Raw genomic sequence first — 26741 nt, 5'->3', positions numbered from 1 at the left:
GGCGGGGCACCGGCGGGGCTTATAATCGGCCCTTTCCGCGCCCATTCCCTTCTTCGCCATGGCCTTCATTCCCGAAACCCCCGGGTCCGAATCCCCCGATCCCGCCGACCGCCCCGCCGAACCGACGGTGCTGGTGGTGGACGACGAGGAGGGCATGCGCAGCTTCCTCACCCGCACCCTGGCCCTGCGCGGCTGGCAGGTGGAGGCGGCGGCCAGTGCCGAGGAGGGGGCGGCCCAGCTGGCCGGGCGCCACTTCGACCTGATCATCCTGGATATCGCCCTGCCCGGAAAATCCGGCCTGGAATGGCTGAAGGACCTGAAGGCCGCCGGTTTCGCCGGCGACGTCATCCTCATCACCGCCTTCGCCGACATGGAAACGGCCATCGACGCCCTGCGCGCCGGCGCTTCCGATTTCGTCCTCAAGCCCTTCCGCGTGGACCAGATCGTCAATTCCATCAACCGCTGCTTCGAGCGCGCCCGCCTGGCCCGGGAGAACTTCGTCCTGCGCCGCCAACTGGAAGAGCGGGGCGGCGCGAGGGACGAGATCGTCGGCCACTCCGACAGCATCGCCCGCCTGCGGGCCCTGGTGCGGCGGGTGGCGCCGACGCCCTCGACGGTGCTGATCCAGGGCGAGTCCGGCGTCGGCAAGGAACTGGTGGCCCGGGCCCTGCACCAGCTCTCGCCCCGGGCCTCCCGGCCCTTCGTTGCGGTGAACTGCGCCGCCATTTCCGCCGACCTCATCGAATCCGAACTCTTCGGCCACGTGAAGGGCGCCTTCACCGGCGCCAAGGAGGCCCGCAACGGCCTCTTCTACTACGCCCACGGCGGCACCCTGTTCCTCGACGAAATCGGCGAGTTCCCCCTGGCCCTGCAATCCAAGCTGCTGCGGGTGCTGGAGGAGCGCAGGATCCGCCCCGTCGGTACCGAGCACGAGGTGCCGGTGGATGTGCGGGTGGTGGCCGCCACCAACCGGGACCTGAAGCAGGAGGCAGCCCAGTGCCGCTTCCGCCAGGACCTCTTCTACCGCCTGGAAGTGATGACCCTCACCGTGCCGCCCCTGCGCCAGCGCGCCGAGGACGTGCCCGAGCTGGCGGCCCTGTTCATGGACAACCTGTGCGTCCAGCTCGGCGTGGCGCCCCTGCTCATCACCCCCGAGGTGGCCCACGCCCTCTCGGCCTACACCTGGCCCGGCAACGTGCGGGAGCTGCGCAACTTCGTCGAGCGCTCCCTGCTCTTCGGCGAATTTCCCCTGGACTCCCTGGGCAGCGACGGCGCCGCCATGGAGCCGGCGGCAGCGCCCCCCTCCCTGCTTCTGGCCGAGGTGGAAAAACGCCACATCCTGGCGGTGCTGGCCCAGAGCAACGGCAGCAAGGCCCGGGCGGCGGACCTCCTGGGCGTCTCCCGCAAGACCCTGGACCGCAAGTGCGCCGAGTGGGGGGTATGAGCGGCCGCCTGGGCGCCTGGCTGCGCCATCCCGGGCGGCGCCTGGAGGAACTGCAGGCCTCCTTCGCCGGCTCGGTGCGGCTCAAGCTGCTGGCCCTGGTGCTGGCGCCCCTGCTGCTGGGGGTGCCGGTGCTGCTGCTCATCGTCTGGGTGTGGGGCACCCAGGGCTACAACCAGCTGCTGGTGAATAAGGTCAGCTCCGACCTGGTCACCGCCCGCCAGTTCTTCGACCGGGTGCAGAGCGGCGTCAGCCTCAACCTGGAAGGTTTCTCCTCCTCCCACCGCCTGCTGCAGGCCCTGCAGCGGGGCGCTCCCGACGACATGGACCTGCTGCTGCAGGAAGCGGCCCTGGCCCAGAGCCTGGACTATCTGGTGCTGCTCGATTCCCGGGGCCGGGTGCGGGCCGGCGGCCGCGGCCCGGTGGACCGCAGCGCCTGGGACGTGGTCCAGTCCGCCCTGCAGGGGCGGGGCCAGCACGGCCTGGAAGTGTTCGCCCCGGAGCAGCTCGACGAACTGGCGCCTGCCCTGCGCCAGCGGGCCCACCTGGACCTGCTGCCCACCCGCAATGCCTCCCCCGACCCGCGCCGGGCCGAAGACCGGGGCCTGGTGATCCAGGCCGCGGTGCCGGTGCTGGGCAGCGAGGGCCAGATGCTGGGAGTGCTGGAAGGGGGCGTGCTGCTCAACGGCAACCTGGGCATCGTGGACCGCATCAACACCATCGTCTATCAGCAGGCCTCCCTGCCCCTGGGCAGCCAGGGCACCGCCACCCTGTTCCTCGGCGACACCCGCATTGCCACCAACGTGCGCCTCTTCGAAGGCCGGCGCGCCCTCGGCACCCGGGTCTCCCAGGCCGTGCGCGACAAGGTGCTGGGCCGGGGCGAAGTGTGGCTCGGCTCCGCCTTCGTGGTGGACGACACCTACGTCTCCGGCTATGAGCCCCTGCTCAACCTGCGCGGCGAGCGGGTCGGCATGCTCTACGTGGGCTTTCTCGAAGCCCCCCTGCAGACCGCCCTGCACGGCGCCCTGGCCGGCCTCTTCCTGCTCTTCCTGCTGGTTTCCGGCCTGGGCACCCTGGCCGCCCTGCGCTGGGCCCAGACCATCTTCCGCCCCATCGAGCGCATGAACCGGGTCATGGTCCGCATCGAAGCCGGCGAAGAGACCGCCCGGGTCGGCCCCAGCGCCAGCAAGGACGAACTGGGCCGCCTCTCCCGGGCCTTCGACCACCTGCTCGATTCCCTCTCTGCCCGCCGCCTGGAACTGCAACGCTCCGCCGACGAGCTGGACCGCAAGGTGGCCGAGCGCACCGCCGCCCTGGAAGAGGCCAACGCCACCCTGCGCCGGGCCCAGCAGCAGCTGGTGATGAACGAAAAGCTCACCGCCATCGGCGAACTCACCGCCGGCGTCGCCCATGAGATCAACAACCCGGTGGCCGTGATCCAGGGCAACCTGGAACTGCTGCGGGACGTGCTGGGGGAGCAGGCCGAGCCGGTGCGGGGCGAGATCCGCCTGATCGACGAACAGACCCAGCGCATCCGCGCCATCGTCACCCGCCTGCTGCAATTCGCCCGCCCCGGCGACTTCGCCGGCTATGCCGAAGCCACGGACGTGAACGGCGTGGTGGCCGACTGCCTGGTGCTGACCCGGCACAACCTGAACAAGGCCGGGGTCAAGGTGGAGACCCGGCTCGAGGCCGGCTGCAATGTGGAAATGAACCGGGGCGAACTGCAGCAGGTGCTGATCAACCTGATGATGAACGCCATGCAGGCCATGCCCCAGGGCGGCACCCTGAGCGTGGAAAGCCGGGACATCGGCCCCGACGACGCCATCCCCGGCGAAGCCTCCTTCCCCGGCGCCCTGCTGCGGGTGCGGGACACGGGCCACGGCATCGCCCCGGCCGACCTGGACCGCATCTTCGATCCCTTCTTCACCACCAAGAAGCAGGAGGGCACGGGGCTGGGGCTGTCCATCTCCTACGCCATCATCCAGCGCTACGGCGGGCGCATCTCGGTGGAGAGCGCGCCGGGGGAGCACACCACCTTCACCCTGTGGCTGCGCCGGGAGGCGCAATACACGGAACAGCCGTCGGCGCCGGTGTTTGCGGCGAGGTTTATGAAGGCGGGGGAGTGAGGTTAAAGGGCGGTTGCAACTGCCCTTTGTTTTTGGTGGGTTTGCTCGGGTGGGTTGCCGCTTCGGGCGTGGTTTGTTGATTTTGCGGCTGTGTTCCGCGCCGCCGCGCGTGTTCCTTTTCTTGCTTCCCCAAGAAAAGGAACCAAAAGAAGGGGAACCCTCACTCCCGGCCCTGCGGGCTTCCCTGCGCTGCTCAGCCGAGCGGGGCGGCTGCGGAACTCGCCCCCTGCGGGGGCTCAGACAGTCCTCGCCGAAAACCCCCGCCCGCCTTCCGCTGCTCGGCGGGGGTGGAAGGGGGCGACCAGAAGCGGTCATAGCTCAACCTAGCGCAAAGAGGATAATCGGTTGTCTGCAAGCGTATGATTTCTCTAACTTATTGATGCCTTCTGCTAATGAATCCAACCTATAGAACTGTCGTTGATCTCGCTGGCGAATATCCGATTTACAAGCGCGAGGGCGGGAAGCTTGTTCGTTTGGAAGCGCGAAACCACACTCGCCGATATAGCCTAACCACCAACGTGCAAACAGGCGAGATCTACTACCTCGAGTTCTCTGATGAAGAGGAAATGCTGGCTGATGCTCAAAAAGCAAAGTGGGATGCCGATGCGCCAGAAAGAGAGGCTGAAGCAAAACGCCAAGCCGACGAGGCCGCGCGATTTGAAGCTAGTCTTCAATACGAAACTCGCATTGTTGCGTTCCTTGACATATTAGGCTGGAGGGCTGGAATCAGTCGTGGCGGAAGTGCCGTCGTAAAGGCGCTGGGAAAAACTTTGGCCCAATTGGGCTGGGTCGCGAATCACTTCAACTCACTAAGTGGGCTGCTACCCCATGGCATGAGATGGCCAGGGAATCCGGTGATGACCCAGTTTTCAGATTCGCTAGTTATTAGCGTTGAAGATAGTAGCCAAGGCAAAGATATCCTTCAAAACGCCCTTCAAATACTGACATCTAATCTAATTACTTCTGGATACCTTCTTCGAGGCGGAGTTTCACGGGGAGAGATATTTCACGATGGAAACCTAGTGTTTGGCCCAGGGCTAATCCAGGCATACGATTTGGAGAGTAAATTTGCCTCTACTCCTCGCGTGATCCTCTCTAGGGAACTTTGCTTAGAGTGGGAAGGCAAAGATTCAAATGGCGCTCTTCCATGGGCACCCAGTCCTGACGGCTACCTATTTTTCAATTTCTTGCCGCCGTTTATGGGTGATCCGTTCTTCACAGATCCGCAACTATGGAAAAGCTGTCTCAACCCTGTCCGTGATTTGATTCTCAGCAAGGCGCGAGAGGCAGATTGTCCTGAAGACGTGTTCGCTAAGTATGTGTGGCTTGCGGGCTATTTCGATAGAGTGTGTGATGAACAGCCCCAATGTGGTGTTGAAAAGGTTTTGCAATTGGCAACACAAACAAGGTGGGAGGCAGCCAGCCTTCGAAACGTGGACGGCTTAGTCGGTTATTGACCGTTTTCAAAGCCGGTGATTGTTTTCTTTAAGTCATAAGAAATATTCGGAGAGAGCCGGTCCCTGCCCTGTGCGGCGCCGAGCAACGGAGCTTGTGGCGGGAAAAGGGCGAGCACTGTTTGAGGGCCTTTAGGCCCGAGTTGCGCAGCCCCCGCCGGAAGCGAGTAGCGCAGGGAACCCCGCGGAACGCGGGGCGCCAAACCGGGCTCGCGTTTTCTTTGGCTCCTTTCTTTTGGCGAGACAAAAGAAAGGACGCCCGCGCGTCAGGCGCGGAACCCAGCCGTAAAACACTCCACCACGCCGGAAGATTCAAACAACTCTCGGACCTGAGGAATCACACCCGGCAGCGCCTCGAGGAACAGTCCGCCATACCCAGGCGAACAATCACAACTACCCACCTCGCCACACCCCAATAAAGACGGCCCTCCCGGCAATGGCATCGCCGGGAGGGCCGTCTTTTGTGCTTCTCCGGCATGCGCCGGAGCGGGAGCTTATTCGCCCAGCAGCAGGAAGGGGTTGATGCCGATGCGCTGGTAGCCTTCCTCGCTCACCAGGATGTCCAGAGCCAGGGTGGCCATGTCGTCGGCGATGGGGTCCAGGCCGGGGGCCTTCTCGGCCAGCAGCAGCTTCAGATAGTTGTGGCAGGTGTCGCAGGCTTCGGCCCGGGCGCCGTCTTCCCGCTCGTCAAGGGCGCGGTAGCTGACTTCCTTGCCTTTGCCGCAGGCGACGCAGGTGGCGCGGACGTGGTGCCAGGCGGTGTGGCAGAGGCCGCAGTGCAGGTAGCGCAGGCCGCCGGATTCGTTGCCGACGTGGATGACGCCGGCCACCGGGGCGCTGCCGCAGACGGGGCAGCTGTGGGCGGTGGCGGGGGCGGCGATGCTGGCGGCATCCAGGCCGGCGGCGTGGCGGGTCCAGGCCACTTGCAGGGCGGCCATGACGAAGGGGGCGAGGATCATGTCGTCCGCTTCCATGGTGCCGCCGACGATGCGCTCGGCCAGGGCGCTGAGGCTGGCGGCGTCGGCCTGCTGCAGGGCGGCCAGGGTGGGGCGGGCCGGTTCGGGCACCTGGTCCTGGAGCAGGGCCAGCAGGGCCTGCAGGTCGCCCTGCCATTGCTGTTCCGGCGAAGAGCCGGGGGTCAGGCCGGGGGCGGCGTCGATGCGTTGTTGCTGGGCGTCGCTGAGGGTGGCGACGAAGCCGAGCCAGTCGCCCAGGCTGTGGCCTTCGGCCAGCTGGCGCAGGCGGGCAGCCCGGGTCTTGAAGACGCTGGCGGCGGCGGGCAGGCGCACGGGGGAGGGGGACTGGCCGGGCACCAGGCCGGCGGCGGCCATGGCGGCGGCGGTGTCGTCGTGGGCGGAGAGGGTCATGTGGGTGGGTCTCTTCAGTGGGCGGTGAGGGCCGGATTGGGCCCGGGCTGGCGGGCCATCGGCGCAGGGTTGCAAGAATCGTGCACGGGATTGTGCCCGGAAGCGGCGCCGGGCGCGAATGGCGGGGCGGCGGAACGGCGCGGCGCCAGGGCCGTGGCGGGGCCCGGCGCCGATCGAGGTGGCCGATTTTCGGCCCTGCCGCGGGGGCGGGGCAGGGCGCTTCTGCTGCGCTGCAGCGGGACATTCTGTCCGGTCAGCGAGGGACAGAATGTCCCGTTTTCGATTGCGGCGAAGCACAAAACCCTTGTGGCGAAGCGGTTTTGGCGGGTGGCACGGAAAGTGCGAAATGTTCCCCGAGCCGTGGGCGGCGATGGTCCGGCGGAAGGTCAGGCGACTTCTGCACGGGCGGCCCGGAGCACGGCAATTCCGCTTTCAAGGGAGGATTCATGCAAGTCACACGACGGCAGTTCTTCAAGGTTTCGGCGGCGGGTCTTTCCGCCTCCAGCCTGGTGGCCCTGGGCTTCTCGCCCGCCACCGCCCTGGCCGAGGTACGTCAGTACAAGCTGACCCGGGCCAAGGAAATCCGCAACACCTGTACCTACTGTTCGGTGGGCTGCGGCCTGCTCATGTACAGCCTGGGCGACGGCGCCAAGAACGCCAAGCAGGAGATCATCCACATCGAGGGCGACCCGGATCACCCCGTCAGCCGCGGCTCCCTGTGTCCCAAGGGCGCGGGCCTGCTGGACTTCATCCACAGCCCCAACCGCCTCAAGTACCCGGAAGTGCGGGAAGCGGGCAGCAAGGAATGGAAGCGCATCTCCTGGCACGAGGCCGTGGAGCGCATCGCCAAGCACATGAAGGCCGACCGGGACGCCAACTTCGTCGCCAAGAACGCCGACGGCGTGACGGTGAACCGCTGGCTGTCCACCGCCATGCTGACCGCCTCCGCCTCCTCCAACGAAACCGGCATCCTGACCCAGAAGTTCATGCGCTCCCTGGGCATCGTCGGTACCGACGCCCAGGCCCGGGTCTGCCACGGCCCCACGGTGGCTGCCCTGGCCGCCACCTTCGGCCGCGGCGCCATGACCAACACCTGGGTGGACATCAAGAACGCCGACTTCATCCTGATCATGGGCGGCAACCCGGCCGAGGCCCACCCGGTGGGCTTCAAGTGGGCCATCGAGGCGAAGAAGAAGGGCGCCAAGCTGATCGTGGTGGACCCGCGCTTCAACCGCTCCGCCGCCGTCGCCGACGAATTCGTGCCGATCCGCGCCGGCTCCGACATCGCCTTCCTGGGCGGCATCATCAACTGGCTGGTGAGCAACGACAAGATCCAGTGGGACTACGTCAAGTCCTTCACCAACGCCAGCTTCATCGTCAATGAAGGCTTCACCTTCGACGAGGGCCTCTTCTCCGGCTACGACGAGGCCAAGGGCAAGTACGACCGGGGCTCCTGGAGCTACGAGCTGGACGCCAAGGGCCAGGCCAAGACCGACCCGACCCTGCAGCACCCGCGCTGCGTGTGGAACCTGATGAAGGCCCACTACGCCCGCTACACGCCGGAAGTGGTCTCCGACCTCACCGGCAGCCCCAAGGAAGGCTTCCTCTCCGTCTGCAAGCATCTGGGCGAGACCTGCGTGCCGACCAAGGTCGGCACCATCCTCTACGCCCTGGGCTGGACCCAGCACACCGTGGGCGCCCAGAACATCCGCACCATGGCCATGATCCAGCTGCTGCTGGGCAACATCGGCATGCCCGGCGGCGGCGTGAACGCCCTGCGCGGCCACTCCAACATCCAGGGCCTGTCCGACCTGGGTCTGCTGTCCACCAGCCTGCCCGGTTACCTGACCCTGCCCAGCGAGAAGGCCCATCCGACCTTCGCCGACTACCTGGAGAAGACCACGCCCAAGGCCCTGCAGCCGGGCCAGCTGAACTACTGGGGCAACACCCCCAAGTTCTTCGTCAGCCTGATGAAGTGGTTCTGGGGCGACAAGGCCACCAAGGAGAACAACTGGGGCTACGATTGGCTGCCCAAGTGGGACAAGATGTACGACGTGCTGCAGGTGATGGACCTGATGCACCAGGGCAAGATCAACGGCTTCATCGTGCAGGGCTTCAACCCCCTGACCTCCTTCCCGGACGCGAAAAAGACCGCCGCCGACTTCGCCAAGCTGAAGTACATGGTGATCATCGACCCCATCGCCACCGAGACCTCCACCTTCTGGCAGAACCAGGGCGAGCTGAACGACGTGGACCCGGCCAGCATCCAGACCGAGGTGTTCCGCCTGCCCTCCACCTGCTTCGCGGAAGAGGACGGCGCCATCGTCAATTCCTCCCGCTGGCTGCAGTGGCACTGGAAGGGCGCCGACGCCCCGGGCGAGGCCAAGACCGACCAGGAGATCATCGCCGAGCTGTTCATGGCCCTGAAGAAGCTGTACCAGGAGCAGGGCGGCGCCGTGCCCGAGCCCATCCTCAATCTCTCCTGGCCCTACAAGAACCCCTACGATCCGACCCCGGAAGAGCTGGCCAAGGAACTCAACGGCCGCGCCCTGGCGGACATTCCCGATCCGAAGAACCCGGGCCAGTTCCTGGTGAAGAAGGGCGAGCAGATTCCCGGCTTCGCCGTGCTGCAGGACGACGGCTCCACCATGTCCGCCTGCTGGATCTTCGCCGGCTGCTGGACCCAGGCCGGCAACCAGATGGCCCGCCGCGACAACACCGACACGGGCCTGGGCAACACCCCGGGCTGGGCCTGGGCCTGGCCGGCCAACCGCCGCATCATCTACAACCGGGCCTCCTGCGACGCCGCCGGCAAGCCCTGGGACCCGAAGCGCAAGCTGATCGCCTGGAACGGCGAGAAGTGGGCCGGCGCCGACGTGCCCGACTTCAAGGTGGATGCGGCCCCGGATTCGGGCATGAACCCCTTCATCATGAATCCTGAAGGCGTGGGCCGCCTGTTCGCCACCGACAAGCTGGTGGACGGCCCCTTCCCCGAGCACTACGAACCCATGGAAAGCCCCCTCGGCACCAACCCCCTGCATCCCAAGGTGGTGACCAGCCCGGCGGTGCGCATCTTCAAGGCGGACAAGGAGCGCCTCGGCACCCACAAGGAATTCCCCTATGTGGGCACCACCTACCGCCTCACTGAGCACTTCCAGTTCTGGACCAAGAGCGTGCGCCTCAGCGCCATCGCCCAGCCGGAGCAGTTCGTCGAGGTGGGCGAGGCCCTGGCCGCCGAGAAGGGCATCAAGGCCGGGGACTGGGTCAAGGTCAGTTCCAAGCGCGGCTACATCAAGGCCAAGGCCGTGGTGACCAAGCGCATCAAGGCCCTGACGGTGAACAAGCAGACCGTGCATCAGGTCGGCATTCCCCTGCACTGGGGTTGGGAGACGGTGGCCAAGAAGGGCTTCCTCTCCAACACCCTGCCCCCCGCCGTGGGCGACTGCAACACGCAGACGCCGGAATACAAGGCCTTCCTTGTGAACATTGAAAAGGCTTGAGGAGCAAGAACACATGGCTCTGCAATCTCTCGACATCCTGCGCCGCTCGGCCAGCCCGACGGCGGCCCCCCAGGCCCGCAATTCCCTGGAAGTGGCCAAACTCATCGACGTTTCCGTCTGCATCGGCTGCAAGGCCTGCCAGGTGGCCTGTTCCGAATGGAACGAGCTGCGTGACGACGTGGGCAGCTGCGTCGGCGTCTACGACAACCCCACCGACCTCTCGGCCCAGGCCTGGACGGTGATGCGCTTCAACGAGGTGGAGCAGCCCGACGTCAGCGGCGGCAAGCTGGAATGGCTGATCCGCAAGGACGGCTGCATGCATTGCGCCGACCCGGGCTGCCTCAAGGCCTGCCCCTCCCCCGGCGCCATCATTCAGTACAAGAACGGCATCGTCGATTTCCACCAGGAAAACTGCATCGGCTGCGGCTACTGCGTTTCCGGCTGCCCCTTCAACGTGCCCCGCATCAACCCGAAGGACAACAAGGCCTACAAGTGCAACCTGTGTTCCGACCGGGTGGCCGTGGGCCAGGAGCCGGCCTGCGTCAAGACCTGCCCCACCGGCGCCATCCAGTTCGGCTCCAAGGAGGACATGCAGGAAGTGGCGGCAAAGCGCGTCACCGACCTCAAGTCCCGGGGCTACGACAACGCCGGCCTCTACGATCCCCAAGGGGTGGGCGGCACCCACGTGATGTACGTGCTGCACCACGCCGACAAGCCCGAGCTGTACAACAACCTGCCCAAGGACCCGGCCATCAGCACCACGGTCAGCCTGTGGAAGGGGCTGCTCAAGCCCGTCGCCACCCTGGGCATCGCCGCCGCCGGCCTGTTCGGCTTCTTCCACTACATCACCGTGGGCCCCAACCGGGCCGAGGACGAACACGAGGCTGAAGAAGAGGTGACCAAATGAAAGAACAACTGATCCAGCGTTACAACGCCGCCGAGCGCATCAACCACTGGGTGGTGGCGGTGTGCTTCATCCTGCTGGCCATCTCCGGTCTGGCCTTCTTCTACCCGGCCTTCTTCTGGCTCACCGGCGTCTTTGGCACGCCCCAGTTGGCCCGCATCGTGCACCCCTTCGTCGGGGTGGTGATGTTCATCGCCTTCGCCCGCCAGTTCTTCCGCTACTGGCACCACAACCTCGTCACCAGCGAGGACGTGAAGTGGATGAAGTCGGTGAAGGAGGTGATGAAGGGCAACGAGGTGGGCGACATCGGCCGCTACAACGGCGGCCAGAAAGGCATGTTCTGGGTGATGGTTGGCTGCATGGCCCTGCTGCTCATCTCCGGCGTCATCGCCTGGCGTCCCTACTTCGCCCTCTACTTCCCCATTCCCCTGATCCGGGTGGCCCTGCTGGTGCATGCCGCCAGCGCCCTGGTGCTGATCGCCAGCATCATCGTGCACGTCTATGCCGCCCTCTGGGTGCAGGGCACCATCCGCGCCATGGTGGAAGGGGTGGTCACCCACGCCTGGGCGCGCAAGCACCATCCCAAGTGGTTCCGGGAAATGACCGGCAAGGAATCCTGATCCCCTGATTCCCTGACGTTGCGGCCGGGGGCGGCGCTTGCCGCCTCCGGCCCCTGCAGCCCCATCTTTGCAGTACAGGACACACGACCATGGCCAGCGAATCCCTGCATCTTCTCCACGGCACCCAGTTCGACGACGAGCTGGAAGGCCCCGAACACGCCACCGTCTGCCGCACCACGGTGCTGCGCCTGAGCGGCGGCGAGGCCGAGACCTGCGACGACCACGTGGTGGAAGAGGTGCCCGTGGCCCTGGTCTTCAACGGCATCTCCCACGCGGTGATGCTGGCCACGCCGGATAACCTGGAAGACATGGCCCTGGGCTTCGCCCTCACTGAAGGCATCCTGGAGTCGCCGTCCGAGCTGTACGGCGTCGAGGTGGTTTCCGGCTGCCAGGGCCTGGAAGTGCATCTGGAAATTTCCTCCCGCCGCTTCGTCGCCCTGAAGGAGCGTCGCCGCAACCTGGCCGGCCGCACCGGCTGCGGCCTTTGCGGCGTCGAGAGCCTGGACGCCGTGGCCCGGCCCTACAAGCCCCTGCAGCGGGGCCTGCTGCTGCCCGTGGCCGCCGTGGCCCGGGCCCTGGACCAGCTGCCCGACTGGCAGCAGCTGCACCGCATCACCGGCGCCGTCCATGGCGCCGCCTGGGTGGATAACCTGGGCAACATCCGCACCCTGCGCGAAGACGTGGGCCGCCACAACGCCCTCGACAAACTGGTGGGCTGGCTGGCCAAGAGCCGCATCGACCCGGCCGCCGGCTTCGTCCTCACCTCCAGCCGGGCCAGCTACGAGATGGTGCAGAAATGCGCCGCCGCCGGCATCGGCTGCCTGGTCGCCATCTCCGCCCCCACCGGCCTGGCGGTGCGCCTGGCCGAAGAAAGCGGCATCACCCTGGCCGGTTTCGCCCGGGGTTCCCGCCTGGTCATCTACAGCCATCCGGAATACCTGGCCGCCGAAGGCGTGGCTGCGACCCGCCCCCTGGGCCAATCCCAGGGCAGTGCCAGCCAGGAGCCGCTGCCGCCGCGCTCCGGCGGCCGTACCCTGATGTAAGGCCCGCCCGGCAATGATTTCAGAGCAGGCGCCCCCTGGCGCCCCGCTGCACCTGCCCCCTGGCGGCCTGGTGGACCGCTTCGGCCGCCGCATCACCTACCTGCGCCTCTCCATCACCGACCGCTGCGACTTCCGCTGCACCTACTGCATGGCGGAAGAGATGCAGTTTCTGCCCCACAGCGCCGTCCTCAGCCTGGAGGAAGCCCTGCGCCTGGTGCGCATCTTCGTCTCCCTCGGCGTGACCAAGGTGCGCATCACCGGCGGCGAGCCCCTGGTACGGCGCAACGCCCTCTGGCTGCTGCAGGAGATCGGCAGGCTGCAAGGCCTGAAGGAACTGGTGCTCACCACCAACGGCTCCCAGCTTGCCCGCCACGCCGCAGACCTGCGCCGGGCCGGCGTCAGCCGCCTCAACATCAGCCTGGACACCCTGCGCCCCGAGCGCTTCCGCGCCATCACCCGCATCGGCGACCTGACCAAGGTGCTGGACGGGGTGGAAGCGGCCCTGGCCGCCGGCTTCTCCCGCATCCGGCTGAATGCCGTGATGCAGCAGGGCGTGAACGACGACGAACTGGGCGACCTGCTGGCCTACGCCGTGGCCCGCAACATCGACCTGGCCCTGATCGAGGAAATGCCCCTCGGCGACACCGGCCACGACCGCAGCGCCACCTATCTTTCCAGCGATGCCGCCCGGGCCCGTCTGGCCGAGCGCTTCGAGCTGATCCCCACCCTGGAGAACAGCGGCGGCCCCGCCCGCTACTGGCGGGTCGGCGGCAGCGACAGCCGGGTCGGCTTCATCTCCCCCCATTCCCACAACTTCTGCGACACCTGCAACCGGGTGCGCATCAGCGCCCAGGGCACCCTCTACCCCTGCCTCGGCGACGACGGCGCCATCCCCCTCCTGCCCCTGCTGCGCGCCCATCCCCAGGACGACGCCCCCCTCGGCGCCGCCATCGCCACCGGCATGGGCCTCAAAGCCCAGGGCCACGACTTCACCGCCGCCATGGCCACCCCGAAGATCGTGCGCTTCATGTCCAGCACGGGCGGCTGAAGACTTCCATTAGGTAGTTCTGCGGTTGATGGCTGGAGACGGCCATCAGTGGGCGTAAGGGAAATCGCGCCATTGCAGCCGTTCGCAAACATTCCGCGTGCATGACATTTGGCTGGCCGACTGGCAAAATTAACGCGACATTGAACCGGGCCGCGTATGACTGCCATCTATCCCCGAAGATACTGCCGTCAATTTAGCGGAAGCCGCTATTGGGAAGCCTCCCAGGCCGCCGTCTTTCCCAGCTTATACGGCGGTTGGCCTGCTTATACGGCAGATATGTTCATTTACTTCACGTTAGACCGCTTGTGAGCATTTCCGAATTTTCCGAGGTTTACCTGCAAGACACATTTGTCTTTGCTTGGCACGCGTCCTCAGACGAAGTTGTGTTCCATGTGCTGGCTCACCTAAGCCAGGGCCATCCCTTGGCCACACTGCCCAGCAAAGGGGATTGGGCCTGCTATCGCCCGGGGCTTATTGTGTTCCAGTCGGTCACCTCCGTAGTCGGGCTCCAGCCACAAAGCTCCGTCATCTCTACTCAAGACGCAGACGGCTCGTTGGACTACGGCACGATCGACAGCCTATCGGTTGGGCCGAACGGCGAGTTCCAAATCTGCGGCGAGTTCGGGGACGTTACTATCCATGCAGAGTCGCTGCGCCTACTTCTGGCGCCTGCGGCCTAACCAATCATTTAAGAAGCCGACGCCACTTCGCGGCTCTCCTTAATTCAGGCGTTATGCGCCATGAGAATCCTGATTACAATTCTTTCGTTGCTGTATTCACTGGTCGTTGGAGCACAGGATATGACGAAGTCAAAGTCTGAGTGCGAAAACCTCATGAACGCAGCCCTCCCATTTGCTGAGCAAATGCTTCGGAAGCACGGAGAGTTTTTTCCTTACGGAGCTGCACTCAAAGTTAACGGCGAGATTGCGAGTGTGGCGGGATACGATGGCCGCGAGCAACCGCTATCCAACGATATCGTTCGCCTGCTAAAGGATGGGTTTGTTAAGGCAGCCAAGTCAGGGGAGTACAAAGCGACAGCTTTGGTTTACGGCGTGAAGGTCGTCTTGCCTTCAACCGGCAAGAAGTCTGACGCCATCGCCGTTTCTCTCAATCACCGTGACAAATATTCGGTGACTGTCTTCTTCCCGTATCAGTTGTCTAATGGCCAACTCTCCTTTGGTGATGTTTTTGCACAGAAGGGAGAGGCAGATGTTTTCTCTTCCAAATAGCCGCATAACTAGTCGTTCCAGCGGACCGGCAGAAGCTGCGCTTTTGCCGTCCGCTGAAGTCCAACTTTTGGTGTCGTGAGAAAAGCCTGTCGCCTGATAGTTGTTTTGCTTAACGGCCAGCGATAGCCCCGCATAGCCGTAGGCCGGGGCAGCACGGTGGAGCTTCGCTATACTCCCAGTTCTCTCTTCCCTCCGCCTTCCCATGCAAGTCGTCATCGTCGGTACCGGCAAGCTCGCCAGTGAGCTCCTCACTTCCCACCAGTTGGGCCATCCCTTTCAGGTCGTGCCCTGGGGCCGGCAGGCCGGAGGCGAACCGGCCATCGTTGTCCATGCCGGTTCGGGGCGGGAGCTGGAGGCGGTGGCGGCTTTCTGCCGCGCCACGGCGTCGCCCCTGATCGAGCTTTCCACCGGCTCCGCCCTGGAGCGGGAGGCGCCGGAGTTCCCGGTGCTGCTGTGTCCCAACACCAATATCCTGATGCTCAAGTTCATGGCCATGCTGGAGGCCAGCGGCTATTTCTTCCGCGGCTACGAGATGGAACTGGTGGAGTCCCACCAGGCGAGCAAAAGCTCGGTGCCGGGGACGGCGGTGAATCTGGCGGCTTCCGTCGGCCTGGGTCCGGAGGCGATCCGCTCGGTGCGGGACCCCCGGGAGCAGCGGGAGGAACTGGGCATTCCCGAGGCCGACCTGCCGCGCCATGCCTTCCACCGCCTCAGCATCAGCGACGGTGCCTGCAGCCTGCGCCTGGAAACCCGGGTCCAGGGGGAGGCGCCCTACGCCGCCGGGGTGTCGCGCATCGTCGAGGCGGTGCATGGCAAGGCGCTGGAAAAGCGCCTCTACCCGATCATGGAATTCATCAACCGGGGCTGGCTGTAGTGCCTGCCAACCGGGCGGGGTGGCGGGGCCTACAGGCCTGAACTCCCCGTCGGGCGGCGCGGTCGAAGCGCCGCCGCCATTGCCGCCGCCAACATTGCCGGAGGCGTCGGGCCTGTGGCCCCTGCCTTGTTCCTCCGGCGGCATGGGGGATAATGGCGGCGGTCCCACATTCCCTCAGTTCATGGGTGCTTCCAAGTGCAAAAGATCATTGATGGTTTTCTCAAGTTCCAGAAAGAGGTCTTCCCGGCCCGTTCGGAACTGTTCCGCCATCTGGCCGACGGCCAGAGTCCCAAGGTGCTCTTCGTCACCTGCTCCGACAGCCGGGTGGTGCCCGAGCTGCTGACCCAGCAGGAGCCGGGCGATCTTTTCGTCATCCGCAACGCGGGCAACATCGTGCCCTCCTACGGGCCCGAGCCCGGCGGCGTTTCCGCCACCGTGGAATACGCCGTCTCCGTGCTCAAGGTGACCGACGTGGTCATCTGCGGCCACTCCAACTGTGGCGCCATGGCGGCCATCTCCAGCTGCCAGTGCCTCGACCACCTGCCGGCCGTGGCCCACTGGCTGCGCTATGCGGATGCGGCCAAGGCCATCATCTCCGCCCGGGAATACGCCACGCCCCGGGAGCGGGCCGACGACCTGGTGCGGGAGAACGTCATCGCCCAGCTGGCCAACATCCGCACCCATCCGGCGGTGGCCCTGGCCCTGGCCCAGCGCAAGCTGAACCTGCACGGCTGGATCTACGACATCGAGAACGGCGCCATCGACGCCCTCGACGGTCGTACCATGTCTTTCGTCTCCCTCTCCGACAATCCCGAGGTTAATGCCACCTGAGACCGGCCCTCGGCAGGGAACGAAAAAGGCGCCCGCGGGCGCCTTTTTTCGTGGTGGTGGCGGTCTGCCGGCCCGGCACCGTCAGCGCAGGCTGGCGCCCGCCAGCTTCACTCCGAAGCCGATGAAGAGGCCGCCGACGGCGCCGGTGGCCCCGGCGGAGAGACGGCGGCGCCGGCGGAAGGCATCGGCCAGATAGCTGCCGCCGAAGATCAGGGCGGAGAGGTAGAGGGCGCTGCAGAACTGGACGATGGCGCCGAGGATGAGGAAGGACAGGGCCGGGTGGGGGTAGTCCGGGGAGACGAACTGGATGAAGAAGGAGACGAAGAAGAGGATGGCCTTGGGGTTCATCAGGCTGATGACGAGGGCGGTGCGGAAGGGCTGGCGGGCGTCGCCTTCGCTCAGGCGGCTGGCGGGCGCCTCGATGCCGCGCCAGCGCTGCACCGCGGCCCGCAGCAGGCCGATGCCGAGCCACACCAGGTAGGCGCCGCCGGCGTACTTGAGCACCATGAACAGGGCCGGCACCGCCACCAGCAGGGAGGCGACGCCGGAGGCGGCCAGGGTCATCAGGATCAGGTCGCCGAGGAAGATGCCGCAGGCGCCCCGGTAGCCGGCGGCGATGCCCCAGCGGGAGGCCACCAGGGTGACGTACATGGAATTGGGCCCGGGCAGCAGGACGATGAAGATGGTGCCGAGGATGAAGGTGGCCAGGTCGGTGATGCCGTAGGTCATGGTGGAGCCTTTTGCGCTTACTTGTAGTAGCTGGGGTCTTCGAAGAGGGACTTGATGACCACCTTCTTCACTTCCTTGTGGTCGGGCACGGCGTAGAGCACCGGGGTCAGCAGTTCCTCGAAGATGCCCCGCAGGCTGCGGGCGCCGGTCTTGTACTCGAAGGCGATTTCGGCGATCTGCTGGAACACCGCCGGCTCGATCTGCAGTTCCACCCCCTCGCTTTGCAGCAGCAGGCGGAACTGGTTGTAGAGGGAGTTCTTCGGCTCGGTCATGATCCGCACCAGCATGGCCTTGGAGAGGTCCTGGAAGCGGGCCACCACCGGCAGGCGGCCGGTGAATTCGGGGATCAGGCCGAATTCGAAGAGGTCGGTGGGCTTCACCCGGCTGTTGAGGCGGTCCAGGATGTTCTGGTTGTCGTCCTCGCCGGTGCCGATGTAGCCGAAGCTGTGGCTCTTCTCCATGATCTGCTCCAGGCCGACGAAGGCGCCGCCGCAGATGAAGAGGATGCCCGAGGTGTCGATGCTGCGGTTGTCCGGCAGCCGCACCGGATAGCCTTCCATGATCTTCAGCAGGGCGTGCTGCACGCTCTCGCCGGAAGTGGCCTGGACCCGGGCCGCTTCCCCGGGGCGGGCCTTGAGCTTGTCGATCTCGTCGATGAAGACGATGCCGCGCCCGGCCCGCTCCGTGTCGCCGCCGGCCTTTTCCAGCAGGCGCAGCAGGATGGCCTCGATCTCCTCGCCGACGTACTTGGTCTGGGCCAAGGAGGTGGCGTCGGTGGTGACGAAAGGCACCTGCAGGAAGCGGGAGAGGGTCTCGCACAGCAGGGTCTTGCCGGTGCCGGTGGGGCCGATGATGAGGACGTTGCTCTTGTCCAGGCGCACCGTCTCGCCGGCGGCGGTGAGCTTGCGGTAGTGGGCGTAGACCGCCACCGCCAGCACGCGCTTGGCCTCTTCCTGGCCGATGACGTACTGGTTGAGGTATTTGACGATGGCGCTGGGAGTGGCGTTCTCGGGCAGCACGGTGGTATCCGGGGCAATGACGTTGCCGTGACTGTAATCCAGCCGGGCGCCGGCGACTACCCGGCGGCGGTTAAAGCTGGGTAAAGAGCCCGGCCAGGGCTTGCGCTTCCGCATCCAGGCGCCGCTGCTGCAGGTCGAAACGGGCCACGGTGTGCAGGGGGCCGCCGATGGTGTCGGCGGCGTAGGTCATCAGGTCCAGGTGGCGCACCGGCAGCGCCAGGCCCGGCTCCGGGGCGAGCCCCTGCAGCCGAGCCTGCATGGGCGCCAGGGGGTAGGTGTCGCCGTAGAGGCCCAGGGTCAGGTGGGGGGTGTAGGGGAAGTCATCCCGCTCCGGATGGGAGTCGAGCAGGGCCTGGCGCAGTTGCAGCAGGCTGGGGCCGTCGCCGCCCACCGCCAGGTAGGGGGCCGAGGCGAAGGTGGCGCAGGGGCCCAGTTCCAGGTTGAAGGGCGGCGGTGCTGCCCGCTCCAGGGCCGCCACCTGGGCGGCAAGGCAGGCGGGGCTGTAGTCGTCGGCCCGTCGCCGCGCCGGGGCGGGAAAGCCGCCCAGGGCCACCGTGATGTGGGGCTGGCGCCGGTAGCCGGGCAGCAGCCAGGGTGCCAGCTGCGCCTTGAGGCTGTCCACGGCGGCCGTCAGCGCCGGGGTGTCGGCGGTAATGGCCCACACGGCGTAGCGGCGCCGGCCCTGGTGCCAGTCGCTGAAATCGTCGTGGCGGCAGGCCAGGGTGAAGGCGTCGGTGGCTTGTTGCATGATTGCTAGAAAAATCCGGGCATAAAAAAACGGGACTGTTGCCAGTCCCGTTTTGCGGCCAGATCAGCTGATCAGGCGAAGTTCTGGGCAGCGAAGTCCCAGTTGGCCAGGGAGGCCAGGAAGGTCTCGACGAACTTGGGACGGGCGTTGCGGTAGTCGATGTAGTAGGCGTGTTCCCACACGTCGATGGTCAGCAGGGGCTTGCCTTCGCCGGTCTTCAGGGGGTTGCCGGCGGCGCCGGTGTTGACGATGTCCACGGAGCCGTCGTCCTTCTTCACCAGCCAGGTCCAGCCGGAACCGAAGTTGCCCACGGCGGAGGCGGTGAAGGCCTTCTTGAACTCGTCGAAAGAACCCCACTTCTTGTTGATGGCGTCAGCCAGGGCGCCAGCAGGAGCGCCGCCGCCGGCGGGCTTCATGGAGCTCCAGAAGAAGGTGTGGTTCCACACCTGGGCGGCGTTGTTATAGATGCCGCCGGCGGGAGCCTTCTTGAAGATTTCTTCCAGACCCAGGTTCTCGTACTCGGTGCCCTTGATCAGGTTGTTCAGGTTGGTCACGTAGGCCTGGTGGTGCTTGCCGTAGTGGTAGTCGAAGGTTTCTTCGGAAATGTGGGGAGCCAGGGCGTTCTTGGCGTAGGGCAGGGCGGGCAGTTGATGTTCCATCTTATTCTCCGTTTAGTAGGCGGGTTGGTTGGGGTAACCGTCAATTCTAGACAGTCGCATCGCCACAGACAACGCAAGTCGGCGGCGGTTCCCCGGGATTGTTCAGTTCGCTCCGGCGGCGCTGTCGGATTCGCCCCGCACTTCCACCTGGCGTTCGCCCCGGTGCAGGCGCAGGGTCAGGCGCTGGCCCGCCGCCAGTGCCCCGGCATCGTGGACCGCCTGGCCCTGCTGGTCGAAGGCGATGGCATAGCCCCGGGACAGCACGGCCTCCGGATTGAGGTGGGTGAGGCCGGCGGCGAGGCGCTCCAGCTGGCCGCGGCGGGTCTGCAGGGCGCGCTGCTGGGCGTTGGCCAGGCGGCGCTGCAGGGCGTCCAGGCGGGCGGCCTGGGCCCCCGGCTGGGGCCGGGCCAGGCGCAGGCGCTGGCGGGCCCGCTCCAGATCGAAGCCGGCCCGTTCCAGGCGGCGGCCCAGGGCGTGTTGCAGGCGCTGGCCCAGGGCATGGAGATTCTGCTGCTGCAGGGCCAGGCGTTCGGCCGGGTGCTTGAGGCGGCGGGCGGTCCAGTCCAGGCGCTGCTGGGCTTCCTCCAGGCGGCGGTGCATGCGGCGGGAGAACTGGCCGGCGAGGCGTTGCAGGTGGTCGCGCAGCGCATCCCGGTCCGGGCTGGCCAGTTCGGCGGCGGCCGTGGGGGTGGGGGCGCGCAGGTCGGCGGCGAAGTCGGCGATGGTGAAATCGGTCTCGTGGCCGACGCCGCTGACCACGGGCATGGGGCAGGCGGCGATGGCCCGGGCCACGCCTTCGTCGTTGAAGGCCCACAGGTCCTCGATGCTGCCGCCGCCGCGCACCACCAGCAGCACCTGGCATTCCCGGCGGCTGGCGGCGGTCTCGATGGCGGCGGCGATCTGGCGCGGCGCCTCCTCGCCCTGGACCAGGGTGGGGTACAGCACCACCTTCACATGGGGCGCCCGCCGCGCCAGGGTGGTCAGCACATCGCGCAGGGCGGCGGCCTGGGGACTGGTGACGATGCCCAGGGTGCGCGGATGGGCGGGCAGGGGGCGCTTGCGCTCGGCGGCGAAGAGGCCTTCCGCCTCCAGCTTGGCCTTGAGCCGCAGGAAGCGTTCGTAGAGGTCGCCCTGGCCGGCCCGGCGCATGCCTTCCACATTGAGCTGGAAGTCGCCCCGGGGCTCGTAGAGGGAGACCAGCACCCGGGCCTCCACCTGGAGGCCGTTCTCCAGGCGGAAACCCAGGGTCTGGGCCTTGTTGCGGAACATGACGCAACGCACCTGGGCCTGGGGGTCCTTGAGGGAGAAATAGGCGTGGCCGGAGGCGGCCACGGTCAGGTTGGAGATTTCGCCGCTGACCCAGCACAGGGGAAAGGCGGATTCCAGCCGCTGCCGGGCCAGGCGGTTGAGGCTGCTGACGCTGATCACTTCCCGGCTGCCGTCGGCGGCAAAGGGCTCCTGGCGGGCGGGGGAATAGGCGGGACGGGCAGGGTAGTCGGGCATGGGCGCCATTTTACGTCAGCCGGCCCGCCGCCGAGCCGGGGGGAACGGCGGAAAAATATCCCTTGCCTGTTCTGGATTTATCTTATCTCCATGTTTTTAAATGAATTGTTGTGGAGTGCCCCTTTTTGCGGCAGAGCAAGAAAAACCCTTGTCCCAGCCCGACTTAGACAATTTGATGACAGGCTATCCACAAAGTTATCCACAGGTTTTGTGGATAAGCCGGGATAAGCCCGCCCCGCGCCTGCCATGCCGGTGGAAAATTCCTCCGGGATGCCGGGCCCGGGGCGGGCCGGGCAAAGGGACGATCCGGCGGGGCTGCCGCCGGGCGGGCGGGACTTGCCCGAAGCATGAGGGGCAGGCTAAAGTTGCGGGCTTAAAAAGACCCTTCGGAGGTTCCGTGTTCGCCATCATCCAGGCTGCTGGCTGGCCCATCTGGCCCCTGCTGTTCGCATCCATCATCGCCCTTGCCCTCATCATCGAACGTCTGGTGGCCCTGCGCCGCAGCAAGGTGGCTCCCGAAGGATTGCTGGCCCGGGTCGTCGGCGAAGTGCGCCAGGGAACCGTCAATGAAGCCGCCATCAACGCCCTGGAGCAGGGTTCGCCCCTGGGCCGGGTGCTGGCCGCCGGCCTGCGCAACGTCAAGAGCAGCCGCGAAGTGATGAAGGAATCCATCGAGGAAGCCGGCCGCGGCGTCACCCACGAGCTGGAGCGCTATCTCACCACCCTCGGCACCATCGCCTCCATCAGCCCCCTGATGGGCCTCTTCGGCACCGTCGTCGGCATGATCGAGATCTTCGGCTCCCAGGCGCCCACCGGTGCCAACCCCATGCAGCTGGCCCACGGCATTTCCATCGCCCTCTACAACACCGGCTTCGGCCTGGTGATCGCCATTCCCGCCATGATCTTCTGGCGCCACTTCCGCGCCCTGGTGGACAGCTTCGTCATCGAGATGGAGCAGCAGGCGGTGAAGCTGGTGGAAGTGGTCCACGGCGAACGTAACTGAACGGGCGCCCGATCATGCAATTCCGTCAAGGCCGCCACCGGGAGGAGCCGGAGATCAACCTGATTCCGTTGATCGACGTGCTCCTGGTGATCATCATCTTCCTCATGCTCACCACCACCTACGCCAAGTTCTCCGGCCTGGAAATCAATCTGCCCACCGCCGATTCCTCCCAGAATCCGGAGCAGCCCCAGGAAGTCAGCGTGGCCGTCACCGCCAGCGGCCAGGTGCTGGTCAACAAGTCGCCCCTGAGCACGCCCGACGTGCCGGTCATCGCCGAGGCCCTGCGCCGGGCCGCCGGTAGCCAGAAGGACCCGGTCATCGTCATCAATGCGGACGCCAAGGCCACCCACCAGAGCGTGGTGGACGTGATGCAGGCGGCCCAGAGCGCCGGCTATCCCCGCATCTCCTTCGCCACCCAGGCGCCCCAGAAATAAGGCATGGCCCTAGGCCCGCGACTGCAGAAGTTCTGGTTTCGCGGCGCCTTGCCGCGCCGGGGTGATGGCGCCCCGGCCTGGTTCGACACCCTGCTGTTCAACCTGCTGACCCCCATCTCCTGGCTGTTCCGGGGCCTGACGGCCCTGCGCCGCCTGGCGTTCCGCCACGGCTGGCTGGGGTCGGCGCGCCTGCCGGTGCCCGTGGTGGTGGTGGGCAACATCATCGTCGGCGGTGCCGGCAAAACTCCCCTGACCCTCTATCTGGCCCGGCAGCTGCGGGCTGCCGGCCTGCGTCCGGGCATCGTCAGCCGCGGCTACGGTAGCGTCCAGGAAGGCGTGGCGGCCGTCAGCCCCGAGGCGACGCCCGCACAGGTGGGCGACGAGCCCCTGCTGCTGGCCCGGGAAAGCGGCTGTCCGGTATGGATCGGCCGGGACCGGGCGGCGGCGGCCCGGGCCCTGCTGGCGGCATCCCCCGATTGCAACCTGATCCTCTGCGACGACGGCCTGCAGCACTACCGCCTGGCCCGGGACGTGGAAATCGCCGTGTGCGACGTGCGCGGCCTGGGCAACGGCCGCCTGCTGCCGGTGGGCCCCCTGCGGGAGCCGCGGCAGCGCCTGGCCCAGGTGGATGCGGTGGTGGGCAACGGCATGGCCGCCGAACTGCTCTTCTCCGCCAAGGCGGCGACGCCGCCCCTGTTCCGCATGGACCTGCGGCCCGCATCGTTCCATGCCCTGCAGGACCCGTCCCGGCAATGCAGCGCCGCCGACCTGGCCGGCAAGCGGCTCTACGCCGTGGCCGGCATCGGCCATCCCCAGCGCTTTTTCCGCACCCTGGCCGAACTGGGTCTGACGGTGGAGGCCCGGGCCTTTCCCGACCACCACGCCTACACCGCCGCCGACCTGGCCTTCGCCCGGGACGGCGTGCTCCTTACCACCGCCAAGGATGGGGTAAAATGCGCGGCCATCTACGGGGGCGAAGCCTGGGTGTTGCCGGTGGACGCCCAGCTGACCCCCGACCTATCCGCTTTTGTTCTGGAGAAAATCAATGGACGCACGGTTGCTGGACATCCTGGTCTGCCCGGTGTGCAAGAGTAGTCTGGAGTACCGCAAGGAGCAGAAGGAACTGGTCTGCAAGCCCTGCAAGCTGGCCTTCCCGGTGCGGGACGACATTCCCATCATGCTCGAGGAAGAAGCCCGCACCCTGGGCCAGGACGAAAACTGAGCCCTGCCCGGAATCCCGCCATGCAACGCTTCAAGGTCGTCATTCCCGCCCGCTACGCTTCCTCCCGCCTGCCGGCCAAGCCCCTGCTGGACCTGGGCGGCAAGCCCATGGTGGTGCGGGTGGCAGAACGGGCGGCCCTTTCCGGCGCCGAGGAAATCTGGGTGGCGACCGACCACCGGGAGGTGGAGGCGGCCTGCCGGGCCCACGGCCTCAATGTGCTGCTGACCCGGGACGACCATCCCACCGGCACCGACCGGCTGGCCGAAGTGGTGGCCCTGCAGGGCTGGAGCGACGACACCCTGGTGGTCAATGTGCAGGGCGACGAGCCCCTCATCGAGCCGGAACTGATTTCCGCCACGGCGAACCGCCTGGCCGAGAGCGGGGCCGACATCGCCACCGTGGGCCACGGCCTGTCCGAGGCCGCCGAGTTCTTCAATCCCAATATCGTCAAGCTGGTGTGCAAGGCCGACGGCGACGCCCTGTATTTCTCCCGGGCGCCTATCCCCTACGCCCGGGACCATTTCGCCCGGGAAGGCGGCGGTGAAACCCTGCCGACGGACTTCCCCGCCTACCGCCACATCGGCCTCTACGCCTACCGGGCCGCCTTCCTCAAGGCCTACTCCGGCCTTGCCGTCTCGCCCCTGGAGCAGTTCGAATGCCTGGAGCAGCTGCGGGCCCTGTGGCACGGCTACCGCATCAGCGTGGCCATTTCCGACAGCCTGCCGGCCCCCGGCGTGGATACCCCGGAAGATGCGGTGCGCATGCGCAAATGGTTTGACCGAGAAGGAATTTCCGAGTAATTTTCGCTCCTTAAAAAGAGGGGTGAACACAACCCCAGCGGCTTCCCCAAGGCCGCCGCCAGAACAGCGCCAGACCTGTACAAAAACATAAATTCAATCAACGCACTTCTGACTGACATCACGTCATCGCACACATTCCGAGGACTCCATGCGACTGATTCTCCTCGGCGCTCCCGGCGCCGGTAAGGGCACCCAGGCCCAATTCATCCGCGAAAAATTCGGCATCCCCCAGATTTCCACCGGCGACATGCTGCGTGCCGCCGTCAAGGCCGGCACCCCCCTGGGCATCGAAGCCAAGAAGGTGATGGACGCCGGCGGCCTGGTTTCCGACGACATCATCATCGGTCTGGTGAAGGACCGCCTGCAGCAGGACGACTGCAAGGCCGGCTACCTGTTCGACGGTTTCCCCCGCACCATTCCCCAGGCCGAAGCCATGAAGGCTGCCGGCGTGGCCATCGACTTCGTGCTGGAAATCGACGTGCCCGACAGCGACATCATTTCCCGCATGAGCGGCCGTCGCGTGCATGTGGCCTCCGGCCGCACCTACCACGTCACCTTCAACCCGCCCAAGGTGGCCGGCAAGGACGACGAAACCGGTGAAGACCTGATCCAGCGCGACGACGACAAGGAAGAAACCGTCAAGAAGCGCCTGGACGTGTATCACTCCCAGACCAAGCCCCTGGTGGATTACTACGGCAAGTGGGCCGCCACCGGCGACGCCAACGCCCCCAAGTACCGCAAGATCGCCGGCGTCGGTTCCGTGGAAGACATCAAGAACGCGGCTTTCGCAGCGCTGAAGTAAGGGGAGGCGGATCACCATGGCGGTGAAAAACGCCTTCTACGCCCAGTCCGGCGGGCCCACCGCCGTGATCAACGCCTCCGCCTGCGCCGTCATCGAGACGGCGCGGGCCCATCCGGACAAAATCGGCAAGGTCTTCGCCGGGCGCAACGGCATCGTCGGCGCCCTCACCGAAGACCTGATCGACACCAGCCTGGAGTCCCCCGCGGACATCGCCCGGCTGCGCACCACCCCGGGAGCCGCCTTCGGCTCCTGCCGCTACAAGCTCAAGTCCATCGAAGAGCACCGGGCCCAGTACGAGCGCCTGATCGAGGTCTGCCGCGCCCACGACATCGGCTATTTCTTCTACAACGGCGGCAACGATTCCATGGACACCGCCTGGAAGGTTTCCCAGCTGTCCGAGAAGATGGGCCACCCGCTCATCTGCGTCGGCGTACCGAAGACGGTGGACAACGATCTGCCTCTCACCGACTGCTGCCCGGGCTTCGGCTCCGTGGCCAAGTATGTCGCCACCTCCATCCGCGAAGCGGGGCTGGACGTGGCCTCCATGGCCCGCACTTCCACCAAGATTTTCGTCCTCGAAGTCATGGGCCGCCATGCCGGCTGGATCACCGCCGCCTGCGGCCTGGCTTCCGGCAGCGGGGCCGATTCCGGCCAGCCGCCCCACATCCTGCTGTTCCCCGAAGTGCCCTTCGACGAGGCCGCCTTCCTGGCCCGGGTGCAGCAGTGCGTGGACCGCTACGACTATTGCGCCATCGCCGTTTCCGAAGGCCTGAAGACGGCCGACGGCAAGTTCGTTTCCGAGCAGGGCGGCAAGGATGCCTTCGGCCATTCCCAACTGGGCGGCGCCGGCCAGTGGATCGCCCAGCTGATCAAGGACAAGTTGGGCCACAAGTACCACTGGGCCCTGGCCGACTACCTGCAGCGGGCCGCCCGTCACATCGCCTCCAAGACCGATGCCGACCAGGCCTATGCCCTGGGCAAGGCGGCGGTGGAGCTGGCCGTGGCCGGACGCAATGCGGTGATGCCCACCGTGCAGCGCCTCGCTGACGCGCCCTACCGCTGGGAAGTGGGCGTGGCCGAACTGAAGGACGTGGCCAATGTGGAACGCAAGATGCCGGCGGATTTCATCAGCGCCGACGGTTTCCACATCACCGACAAGTGCCGTGCCTACCTGGCGCCCCTGATCGAAGGGGAGGACTATCCGCCCTACCGGCACGGCCTGCCCGATTACGTCAGTCTGAAGAATATTGCCGTGCCCCGGCAGCTGGGAGAGTTCAAGGTGTAAGACCCAGCATCGCCCCGGCGCGGCAGGAAAGGTTTGTTTCTCTGTAGCAAACCGGACCGTAAGGACGGACCATCGCCCGAACGGCCTGAGCTTTACC

General features: G+C 66.2%; 24 protein-coding genes. 18 read left to right on the top strand and 6 right to left on the bottom strand.

Annotated features, from left to right (window positions below):
• Positions 1-58: 58 nt before the first annotated feature.
• From OEL49_RS01540 to OEL49_RS01530, 3 genes are all read left to right on the top strand, one after another.
• Positions 59-1444: a sigma-54-dependent transcriptional regulator gene (locus tag OEL49_RS01540; RefSeq protein ID WP_014238297.1), complete on the top strand. Its 1386-nt coding sequence runs from the start codon at positions 59-61 to the stop codon at positions 1442-1444.
• The gene (locus OEL49_RS01535; protein WP_287873823.1) at positions 1441-3570 is read left to right on the top strand and encodes a cache domain-containing protein; all 2130 of its coding nucleotides are present in this window, start codon (positions 1441-1443) and stop codon (positions 3568-3570) included. The genes OEL49_RS01540 and OEL49_RS01535 overlap by 4 nt, the downstream gene beginning before the upstream one ends.
• A gap of 392 nt (positions 3571-3962) precedes the next feature.
• Positions 3963-5027, top strand: coding sequence for a hypothetical protein (locus OEL49_RS01530; protein ID WP_287873822.1), 1065 nt, complete (start codon positions 3963-3965; stop codon positions 5025-5027).
• A gap of 491 nt (positions 5028-5518) precedes the next feature.
• On the opposite strand, the gene fdhE is transcribed toward OEL49_RS01530, so the two are convergent.
• Entirely contained in the window at positions 5519-6391 is an 873-nt protein-coding gene (gene fdhE / locus OEL49_RS01525; protein WP_287873821.1) for a formate dehydrogenase accessory protein FdhE, read from the bottom strand.
• A gap of 446 nt (positions 6392-6837) precedes the next feature.
• Between fdhE and fdnG the strand changes: the two genes are divergently transcribed.
• The 8 genes from fdnG (at position 6838) to OEL49_RS01485 (ending at position 16440) form a co-directional block, all read left to right on the top strand.
• Entirely contained in the window at positions 6838-9891 is a 3054-nt protein-coding gene (fdnG, locus tag OEL49_RS01520) for a formate dehydrogenase-N subunit alpha (protein ID WP_014238293.1), read from the top strand.
• 13 nt (positions 9892-9904) lie between these two features.
• Complete coding sequence (fdxH, locus tag OEL49_RS01515) at positions 9905-10798, top strand: formate dehydrogenase subunit beta (protein ID WP_287873820.1); 894 nt, start codon at positions 9905-9907, stop codon at positions 10796-10798.
• Positions 10795-11415 (top strand): formate dehydrogenase subunit gamma, encoded by a 621-nt coding sequence (locus tag OEL49_RS01510; protein WP_130458897.1) that lies wholly within the window; start codon positions 10795-10797, stop codon positions 11413-11415. Before fdxH ends, OEL49_RS01510 begins: the two co-directional genes overlap by 4 nt.
• A gap of 89 nt (positions 11416-11504) precedes the next feature.
• Positions 11505-12458: a formate dehydrogenase accessory sulfurtransferase FdhD gene (gene fdhD, locus OEL49_RS01505; RefSeq protein WP_130458896.1), complete on the top strand. Its 954-nt coding sequence runs from the start codon at positions 11505-11507 to the stop codon at positions 12456-12458.
• A 13-nt stretch (positions 12459-12471) separates the two neighbouring features.
• Entirely contained in the window at positions 12472-13506 is a 1035-nt protein-coding gene (moaA, locus tag OEL49_RS01500; protein ID WP_287873819.1) for a GTP 3',8-cyclase MoaA, read from the top strand.
• A gap of 740 nt (positions 13507-14246) precedes the next feature.
• A complete protein-coding gene (locus OEL49_RS01495) occupies positions 14247-14735 on the top strand; it encodes a hypothetical protein (RefSeq protein ID WP_287873818.1) in 489 nt (162 codons plus the stop codon).
• Positions 14736-14937: 202 nt separating this feature from the next.
• Positions 14938-15609, top strand: coding sequence for a dihydrodipicolinate reductase C-terminal domain-containing protein (locus OEL49_RS01490; protein ID WP_287873817.1), 672 nt, complete (start codon positions 14938-14940; stop codon positions 15607-15609).
• Positions 15610-15804: 195 nt separating this feature from the next.
• Positions 15805-16440 carry a carbonic anhydrase gene (locus OEL49_RS01485; RefSeq protein ID WP_014238285.1) on the top strand — a complete coding sequence of 212 codons (636 nt, stop codon included), beginning with the start codon at positions 15805-15807 and terminating at the stop codon, positions 16438-16440.
• A gap of 81 nt (positions 16441-16521) precedes the next feature.
• On the opposite strand, the gene leuE is transcribed toward OEL49_RS01485, so the two are convergent.
• From leuE to xseA, 5 genes are all read right to left on the bottom strand, one after another.
• The gene (gene leuE, locus OEL49_RS01480; RefSeq protein ID WP_152088832.1) at positions 16522-17169 is read right to left on the bottom strand and encodes a leucine efflux protein LeuE; all 648 of its coding nucleotides are present in this window, start codon (positions 17167-17169) and stop codon (positions 16522-16524) included.
• Between the two features lie 17 nt (positions 17170-17186).
• Entirely contained in the window at positions 17187-18302 is a 1116-nt protein-coding gene (gene clpX, locus OEL49_RS01475) for an ATP-dependent Clp protease ATP-binding subunit ClpX (protein WP_287873816.1), read from the bottom strand.
• Positions 18259-18936, bottom strand: a complete 678-nt coding sequence (locus tag OEL49_RS01470; RefSeq protein WP_287873815.1) for a 2'-5' RNA ligase family protein — start codon at positions 18934-18936, stop codon at positions 18259-18261. Before OEL49_RS01470 ends, clpX begins: the two co-directional genes overlap by 44 nt.
• Positions 18937-19007: 71 nt before the next feature.
• Positions 19008-19595, bottom strand: a complete 588-nt coding sequence (locus tag OEL49_RS01465) for a superoxide dismutase (RefSeq protein ID WP_130458889.1) — start codon at positions 19593-19595, stop codon at positions 19008-19010.
• 102 nt (positions 19596-19697) lie between these two features.
• Positions 19698-21098 (bottom strand): exodeoxyribonuclease VII large subunit, encoded by a 1401-nt coding sequence (gene xseA / locus OEL49_RS01460; protein ID WP_287873814.1) that lies wholly within the window; start codon positions 21096-21098, stop codon positions 19698-19700.
• A gap of 397 nt (positions 21099-21495) precedes the next feature.
• Between xseA and OEL49_RS01455 the strand changes: the two genes are divergently transcribed.
• The 7 genes from OEL49_RS01455 (at position 21496) to OEL49_RS01425 (ending at position 26644) form a co-directional block, all read left to right on the top strand.
• Complete coding sequence (locus OEL49_RS01455; RefSeq protein ID WP_014238279.1) at positions 21496-22101, top strand: MotA/TolQ/ExbB proton channel family protein; 606 nt, start codon at positions 21496-21498, stop codon at positions 22099-22101.
• A 14-nt stretch (positions 22102-22115) separates the two neighbouring features.
• Positions 22116-22535 carry an ExbD/TolR family protein gene (locus OEL49_RS01450; RefSeq protein WP_014238278.1) on the top strand — a complete coding sequence of 140 codons (420 nt, stop codon included), beginning with the start codon at positions 22116-22118 and terminating at the stop codon, positions 22533-22535.
• 3 nt (positions 22536-22538) lie between these two features.
• Positions 22539-23630 (top strand): tetraacyldisaccharide 4'-kinase, encoded by a 1092-nt coding sequence (gene lpxK, locus OEL49_RS01445; protein WP_287873813.1) that lies wholly within the window; start codon positions 22539-22541, stop codon positions 23628-23630.
• Positions 23581-23757 carry a Trm112 family protein gene (locus tag OEL49_RS01440; RefSeq protein WP_014238276.1) on the top strand — a complete coding sequence of 59 codons (177 nt, stop codon included), beginning with the start codon at positions 23581-23583 and terminating at the stop codon, positions 23755-23757. Before lpxK ends, OEL49_RS01440 begins: the two co-directional genes overlap by 50 nt.
• Positions 23758-23777: 20 nt before the next feature.
• Positions 23778-24557, top strand: a complete 780-nt coding sequence (gene kdsB / locus OEL49_RS01435; RefSeq protein WP_287873812.1) for a 3-deoxy-manno-octulosonate cytidylyltransferase — start codon at positions 23778-23780, stop codon at positions 24555-24557.
• A 148-nt stretch (positions 24558-24705) separates the two neighbouring features.
• Entirely contained in the window at positions 24706-25359 is a 654-nt protein-coding gene (adk, locus tag OEL49_RS01430) for an adenylate kinase (RefSeq protein WP_014238274.1), read from the top strand.
• A gap of 16 nt (positions 25360-25375) precedes the next feature.
• Positions 25376-26644: a 6-phosphofructokinase gene (locus tag OEL49_RS01425; RefSeq protein ID WP_287873811.1), complete on the top strand. Its 1269-nt coding sequence runs from the start codon at positions 25376-25378 to the stop codon at positions 26642-26644.
• Positions 26645-26741 lie beyond the last annotated feature (97 nt).

The organism is Azospira sp. (assembly GCF_030247495.1).
Classification (GTDB): domain Bacteria; phylum Pseudomonadota; class Gammaproteobacteria; order Burkholderiales; family Rhodocyclaceae; genus Azospira; species Azospira oryzae.
The sequence above is the reverse complement of the archived record's forward strand: the minus strand, read 5'-3'. Positions and strand labels throughout refer to the sequence as shown.